This window comes from Gammaproteobacteria bacterium (genome assembly GCA_030949385.1).
In the GTDB taxonomy this organism is placed as follows: domain Bacteria; phylum Pseudomonadota; class Gammaproteobacteria; order JAUZRS01; family JAUZRS01; genus JAUZRS01.
In genome coordinates, this window is the sequence record JAUZSP010000001.1 from 410454 (window position 1) to 416856 (window position 6403).

8 protein-coding genes and 1 tRNA gene are annotated in these 6403 nt (G+C 42.4%); 3 read left to right on the top strand and 6 right to left on the bottom strand.

Annotated elements, in window-relative coordinates:
• Nucleotides 1-5 precede the first annotated feature (5 nt).
• Nucleotides 6-1055 (bottom strand): tRNA preQ1(34) S-adenosylmethionine ribosyltransferase-isomerase QueA, encoded by a 1050-nt coding sequence (gene queA / locus Q9O24_01960; protein ID MDQ7073928.1) that lies wholly within the window; start codon nt 1053-1055, stop codon nt 6-8.
• A gap of 106 nt (nt 1056-1161) precedes the next feature.
• Here queA and Q9O24_01965 point away from each other — a divergent pair.
• Nucleotides 1162-1248: transfer RNA gene (locus tag Q9O24_01965), tRNA-Leu, on the top strand.
• Nucleotides 1249-1265: 17 nt separating this feature from the next.
• Here the strand turns inward: Q9O24_01965 and Q9O24_01970 are convergent.
• Nucleotides 1266-1571 (bottom strand): PilZ domain-containing protein, encoded by a 306-nt coding sequence (locus Q9O24_01970; protein ID MDQ7073929.1) that lies wholly within the window; start codon nt 1569-1571, stop codon nt 1266-1268.
• 93 nt (nt 1572-1664) lie between these two features.
• Between Q9O24_01970 and Q9O24_01975 the strand changes: the two genes are divergently transcribed.
• The gene (locus tag Q9O24_01975; GenBank protein MDQ7073930.1) at nt 1665-2327 is read left to right on the top strand and encodes a hypothetical protein; all 663 of its coding nucleotides are present in this window, start codon (nt 1665-1667) and stop codon (nt 2325-2327) included.
• 239 nt (nt 2328-2566) lie between these two features.
• On the opposite strand, the gene Q9O24_01980 is transcribed toward Q9O24_01975, so the two are convergent.
• The 3 genes from Q9O24_01980 to Q9O24_01990 all read right to left on the bottom strand — a co-directional run bounded on the left by Q9O24_01980 (nt 2567) and on the right by Q9O24_01990 (nt 4044).
• Nucleotides 2567-2980: a type II toxin-antitoxin system VapC family toxin gene (locus Q9O24_01980; protein MDQ7073931.1), complete on the bottom strand. Its 414-nt coding sequence runs from the start codon at nt 2978-2980 to the stop codon at nt 2567-2569.
• Nucleotides 2980-3201 (bottom strand): AbrB/MazE/SpoVT family DNA-binding domain-containing protein, encoded by a 222-nt coding sequence (locus tag Q9O24_01985; protein MDQ7073932.1) that lies wholly within the window; start codon nt 3199-3201, stop codon nt 2980-2982. Before Q9O24_01985 ends, Q9O24_01980 begins: the two co-directional genes overlap by 1 nt.
• A 267-nt stretch (nt 3202-3468) precedes the next feature.
• The gene (locus tag Q9O24_01990; protein MDQ7073933.1) at nt 3469-4044 is read right to left on the bottom strand and encodes a YdeI/OmpD-associated family protein; all 576 of its coding nucleotides are present in this window, start codon (nt 4042-4044) and stop codon (nt 3469-3471) included.
• Between the two features lie 50 nt (nt 4045-4094).
• On the opposite strand from Q9O24_01990, the gene Q9O24_01995 reads away from it, so the two are divergent.
• Nucleotides 4095-4229: a hypothetical protein gene (locus tag Q9O24_01995; GenBank protein MDQ7073934.1), complete on the top strand. Its 135-nt coding sequence runs from the start codon at nt 4095-4097 to the stop codon at nt 4227-4229.
• Nucleotides 4230-4336: 107 nt separating this feature from the next.
• On the opposite strand, the gene Q9O24_02000 is transcribed toward Q9O24_01995, so the two are convergent.
• Nucleotides 4337-6136, bottom strand: coding sequence for a DUF262 domain-containing HNH endonuclease family protein (locus Q9O24_02000; GenBank protein ID MDQ7073935.1), 1800 nt, complete (start codon nt 6134-6136; stop codon nt 4337-4339).
• Nucleotides 6137-6403 lie beyond the last annotated feature (267 nt).

Consider the following 6403-nt stretch of genomic DNA (forward strand, 5'->3'; position numbering starts at 1 on the left):
AAGCATCACACATAATTTTTATTGCCCCACTGCGCTTTATTGGGCAGCAGAAACATCGCATCCCCATAACTGAAAAAACGGTAGCCCTCAGCCACCGCGTGTTGATAGGCCGCCATCGCACGCTCATAACCAGCAAACGCGCAAACCAACATCAACAAGGTCGATTGCGACAGATGAAAATTGGTGATCAAAGCATCAACGCTGTGAAAAACCACACCTGGGGTCAAAAAGAGTTGAGTCTCGCCAGCAAAGGGGATTAACTCCCCCGACTGCGAGGCGCTCTCCAGAGAACGCACCACCGTGGTGCCCACCGCCACCACTCGACCGCCCTTGGCGCGAGTCTGCTTGACTTGATCACAAACCTGCTGCGACACCTCTAAATATTCCGAATGCATCACATGTTCACTCAGATGTTCTGTACGCACCGGCTGAAACGTACCCGCCCCCACATGCAAGGTCACATAGGCCAGCTCAATTCCCTTCTGCTCGATCTGAGCTAAAAATTCGGCATCAAAGTGCAAACCCGCCGTGGGTGCAGCCACCGCGCCCGACTCCCGTGCATAGACGGTCTGATAACGGTGCAGATCCTCTGGGGCATCATCGCGTTCAATGTAAGGCGGCAGTGGAATGTGGCCGTGGCGATCCAAGGCATCAAGCAAGCTGCTCTCAGCGGGGAAAAACAGTTCAAACAACGCCCCCTGTCGCCCAAGCACTTCGGCATCCAGCGCGTTTTCCAACCGCAAAAGCGTACCGGCCTTGGGCGATTTACTGCACCGCAGATGACACAGTGCGCGCTGTGGATCAAGAATGCGTTCCACCAGCACCTCAACCTTACCGCCACTGGCTTTATACCCGTGCAAACGAGCGGGGATCACTTTGGTGTCGTTCAAGACCAGCAGGTCACCTGATTTGAGCTGCTCCAGCAGTTGAGAAAAAGAGCCATCAGAAGGCGTATCGTCACGCAAAATCAACAAACGACTGTCAGATCGCTGCGCCAGCGGGTGCTGGGCAATCAGTTCATCGGGTAGATCAAAGGAAAAATCGGAGGTTTTCATGGCGCGGCATGGTAGCAATTATTGCCATCAGCCGCGAGAGGAGAAAAAATAAATTCATTTAGCACTTGCCAAAAAAAGCACTTTACTATAAATTCGCCTCTCCCTTGCCGGGGTGGTGAAATTGGTAAACACAGGGGATTCAAAATCCCCCGACTTAACGGTCTTGTCGGTTCGAGTCCGACCCTCGGTACCAAATTTTGGTTTTGAGTCTTAACTCACTTCCTGCATAAAACACGCAATCTCATATTTATCCTCGCCCTCATCGGGCAAAGAATCACACCGTTGCACTCGTGCTTTGGCAATCAACGGCGGCGTAATCGGATTGGTTGGTTCTAAAATAAGCTCAATCAAATCATCCTCCTGATACGACTGATTCGCCCAAAACATCAAACCGTTGCCACTCAGATTTTTCACCACACCCCAGCTCTGACCCTCAATTTTTTCACTTTTAATTCGCATCGGACAATCAATTTGCATCCGAATAAAATTTCTCTTTTCATCAGTCTCAATGCTCATTTCTCACCTATCTCCAATTTTAATGTATTCAACGCAGTTGCTCTAGCAACATGCACTCCACTCTCTTGGCGGGAGATCTGCATAGCAGTTCACATGAAAACACAATACGTCCTGCTCTTATTCCTGTTGCTCTCCAACGTAGCGACCAGTGAGCCACAACGCTTCCTTGCCGACCTGCACCTCTCACAGTGGCAGAATCAGCAGAGCCGCTTTAGCTGTGAACTCAAGCACCACATCCCTCACTACGGCAGCGCACGTTTTTATCAACGCTCGGCGCGGCAACTCGCCTTTGAGCTGCGTGGTTTTCACAACGCACCGCAAGCCGGTCAAGCACGCTTACACATTAACAACCCCAACTGGCAACACGGAGAACAACCACAAGACCTCTGGCAAGTGCAATTGCACCAAGGGAAACGCCTGCTTCAGCTCAACAGCAGCGACAGCCTCTATCTGTTACAGGTTCTTGAGCAGGGCTTGCAGCCCAGCTTTCACTACAGCAATTGGAGCAGCGCCGACAATAAGATCAGCGTTGCCCTGTCAAATGTGAACTTTCTGCCTGCTCTGCAACGCTTTCAAAGCTGCCTAACTCAACTCTACCCTGATAATTTTTCTGACCTAAAAACCACTCATTTACGCTTTGCCAGCAACAGTGATGAGCTGGATAAACGCAGCAAGCAGCGTCTTAATAAGATTATTTCCTACTTAAAGGTAGATCAGAAGGTAAAAAAAAATCCAGATCAGTGGCCATACGGATGAATATGGCAGTTGTCGTTACAATCTGGATCTATCGGAGTTTCGCAGCTTCAATGTGCATGAATATTTGCTTGATCACGGCGTGGCTGAAACCATGATAAAAGAAGACAATTTTGGTGAGAAACAGCCCCTTGCCAACAATACGTCAGCAACAGGACGAGCTCAGAATCGGCGGGTAACGGTAAGGTTGGTTCGTTATAACGCCAATAACTAGACCCGTCCCCGCGCTCCTTCTTGGCTACTTAATCCTCATACGGATGAATTAGTTTCACTTGGGGGAAATAGGTTTTATACTTTGCCACATCCCTTGTAACCAACCCAAAGTTCGAAACCGATGCATGAGCACCAATAAAAAAATCCGGCAGTGGTGATCTCTTCGTACCCTTATTTTTTCTGTATTTCAAGTACGACTTACCGGTTAAAAACAAAGCCTCTCTCGGCAATTCCAATACGTTTATACCCAGCGCATCAATAGCACGTTCAACGTCTTCAACTCGATCGAAACCGATGGATACTTCCGTATATACGATTGAATTGATGTACAGGGTATTTGTCTGGCTGTATTTTTCCAATGTAGTCTCGGACCAATCAGCCCAATGCTCATCATCAGTGAACAGGTCAAGCAATACGCAAGAATCAATCAAAATACCATTCATCATGAATCTCTTGTCAGGCTCATAATTTCATCCGTGGACATTTTTGATGAGGCTATCCCTCTGAGCTTCTTAAATTTACCGACCGCGTTAGGCTCGTTAGTTTTTACAATATAAAACCGCCCCCCATCTTCAACAAAGTCGATTTCTGTTTTAGCAGATATGCCTAAAGCTTCTCTCACACCTCTAGGAATGGTGACTTGCCCCTTGGTTGTAACGCGCATAATAAGCACCTCGCAGAAAAAGTAATACCAATATAGTATTACTTTTGGGGCTTTGCAAGGGTGCCTCATTGATTGTGTAGTTGTGATTGCCATTCGGAGAGCTGGGGTTACGGTGCCGAAAGCGGCGGAAATCTCAAAAGCTATTTTCAATAGCGTGTAATAACTCAACCGACGGGCTTGTCCAACAAACGGTTCAGATTGTGGACTCACGCTGCGCGTGAATCACGGTCTAAGCTTATTCGTTATGCTTTTTCGGCTTCACGGTGGCTAAGTCGGTTTTACTTCTCTGCTAAGCATATCTATGAATTTTTCAAATCGCCTTTGTCTGGTTTCAGGTTTCTTTGCACTTGTTAAGCCGTAAGCAATAACATAACGACTTGATTTATTAAGTGTTTCAAAAAACTGCTTTACTCTCGGCTGATTTTCCAGTGCAACTAAGAAATCTGTGGGCACTTCCATTTCACTTACCACATAGGCGTTTTTCCAACGACCATCAGCTTTCGCTGCACGTACATGCACAAGCCCAGCTTCCTTGATCCGTTTTTCGCTTATCAAGCGTTCAACATGCTCTGTGTTCCTTTTAGACCAATTGCTTCGTACTGTTCTTGGAGTTATACGTTGAAGATAGGCTTGATCATCAATTGACTTTTTTATACCGTCAATCCAACCCCAGCATAAAACTTCTATCACCAGTTCATTCCAAGTAACACTTTGAACCCCTGTGTTTTTCTTGAATATCTTTACCCACAACTCACTTTCAATTGAGTGATTGACCTTGAGCCACTCGCTAAGATCTTTCGGTGTTACAAATGTCATGATTCTCAATGGATCTGGTTCAGGCATCAAATTTTATTCTTTTTGGCATAACGATTCTGCGGATAACCGGCGCGCCGTTGAAAATTTATTTTCATAAGGCTCGTCCGGTTCAACCGCTTGATGGACGGCGCGCAGCGTCGGCCAGCAAGGGGATGGCAATCCGCAGAACCGATGCAGTAGGCGCGAAGCGTCTGCTGCATCGACCGAGTTAACCCGCCCGCCAACGATTTGGCTATTAACTTGGATCGTAGCTAAGTCTTTGAATTAACTCGAAAAGTCGCACGTGCTCTCGGGTCGGGTTGAACGCATTGTTAGAAATTTATAGCCTCCAAATTGTCACTGCTTTTTGAGCTATGTCTTTACTTCTTTTAGAGACTATTTCGAATGTGAAGTCTTTATCATTAAATTCGGTACAAATATCCTTTGTCATCTGAATATTTGATTTTGCGTATTCTGACAATTTATCATTAAAAGGGTTGTTGGAGGCAATAATGTTTAAAGTCCCAGCAAGTAAGGTGAAATTACCAATCTTATTTACAAACTCTTTGTGTCGTTCTAGCGAGTTTTCACCTAAATAGTCAGCCCAATTTCCAAATTCTCTTTTTGATTTTTTAGTATCAATTGTTTGTGGAATAATATGTTCGAGATGAACAGCACTTCCTGACTGTATTACAAATTCGCCTTTATCTTTAATGAGATCATATTCTAAGATTTCGAGGATATATTTTGCTCTATTAATTTCTCTTTTGAAATCACCTTCTGAAAATTTCTCTTGGAATTCTTGGTCATCTGGAAAGTCCTTAGATAATTTAATTTTTATCGCATTCTCAATATTGTCACTTGCTAGATTAATTAATTTCGCAAAAATATCATCTAATTCACCTGTTCTGTATGCACAAACATGTCTGCGAAGCATGAATGTTTCAATAACCTTTAATGTAGAGATAATTGTGGAATCATTAATGTCATCTCTGCTGAATAAATTTAGTAGGAAAATATATGACGGAAATGATTTGATTCTTTGTAAGTTGAAAAGATGTCTATTAATTTCTTGATTAGAAGATTTTCGTTTTAATAGTTGTTTGTAGATATGAGACATATTTTTGAGATTTTTTGAGAACTCTACAATTGATATTTTGCTAATTTTATTACTGCTTTCAGTTGTATGGTTTTCGGGGTCTAAATCTTCGGATATTTCTTCTTCGATGTCCTCTGAGTTTTCTACTTTAATTTCATTATAGATTTCAAATTCAGCTAGTTCTTCAGCCTCTTGCACATAGTTGAAATAATATTTTTTAAACTCATCTATGATATATGTGTCTGTCACTTTGTAAGTTCTAATTCCAGACATGAATTGCCTGAAAAATTTATCAGTATCTATTTCGTCAAGATTTATAATTAACTCTTTCCAGTTTTCTTTTACTGATGATAGTATTTCTTCATTAATGGATGATGCGTGACCAAGCAAAAAGTTTTTTATAATATCTGTGCTGTTTAATTTTAATCCGCGATTGTTTATAGTTTCAAATAGTTTATAGGCATCCTTTGCTTCCCCTACATCTAGCCTTATAAGTAATACATTATTTATGAACTTATAATAAATTTCATCAAGATCTTGGTCTGATAATTTGTTAATCCACTCATATAGATATTTGTATGCATTTAATAAATCTTGATTTTTAACCTCCTCAAGGTCAGTTTGGCTCATTATTTTGATATAGTCTGGATTGTCTAAGTCTCCGAGCAATATCTTGTTATGTAGTTTTCGATCAATTCCTTTGCAAAATAAGAAACTATTTATTTCATCTGAAATTTCTTTCTTTCCTAATTCTGTAAATTTCACTTGAAGAGCTTTCATGAAAAGAGAAAGAGATGTTACTCTCTGTTGACCATCAACTAATTCAAGAGGATTTATCCCCGCTGTGTGACTTGAAGTGAGACAAACGATACTTCCAAGTAAATGAGTGTCTTGGGTTTTTAAAAAGTTAATGTCGTCAAATAATTCAATTAATTGTTTCCATTGCCATGAATATCTTCTTTGATAAGCAGGAATAGTGAATAGCTCATTGCTACTACTAAATAATTGACTCAATGTAAGGGTTGTTGGAGTAATTTTCATTTAGTGTATCCAGTTAAATTATTTTTTTCTAACGGTTCTGCGGATAACCGGCGCTCCGTTGAAAATTTATTTTCATAAGGTTCGTCCGGTTCAGGCGCTTGATGGACAGCGCGCAGCGTCGGCCAGCAAGGGGATGGGAATCCGCAGAACCGAAGCGCCTGCTGCATCTCTTTTTTAAAACATGACTTGTACACCAAATAGAACCGTATTACTAGAAAAACACAGACTCAACACAAAGCAAACTCACCCACCAAAAAAACTCAAACC

Coding starts and splice junctions, on each gene's coding strand:
- queA (MDQ7073928.1), bottom strand. CDS start 1,055: ATGAAAACCTCCGATTTTTCCTTTGATCTACCCGATGAACTGATTGCC.
- Q9O24_01970 (MDQ7073929.1), bottom strand. CDS start 1,571: ATGAGCATTGAGACTGATGAAAAGAGAAATTTTATTCGGATGCAAATT.
- Q9O24_01975 (MDQ7073930.1), top strand. CDS start 1,665: ATGAAAACACAATACGTCCTGCTCTTATTCCTGTTGCTCTCCAACGTA.
- Q9O24_01980 (MDQ7073931.1), bottom strand. CDS start 2,980: ATGAATGGTATTTTGATTGATTCTTGCGTATTGCTTGACCTGTTCACT.
- Q9O24_01985 (MDQ7073932.1), bottom strand. CDS start 3,201: ATGCGCGTTACAACCAAGGGGCAAGTCACCATTCCTAGAGGTGTGAGA.
- Q9O24_01990 (MDQ7073933.1), bottom strand. CDS start 4,044: ATGCCTGAACCAGATCCATTGAGAATCATGACATTTGTAACACCGAAA.
- Q9O24_02000 (MDQ7073935.1), bottom strand. CDS start 6,136: ATGAAAATTACTCCAACAACCCTTACATTGAGTCAATTATTTAGTAGT.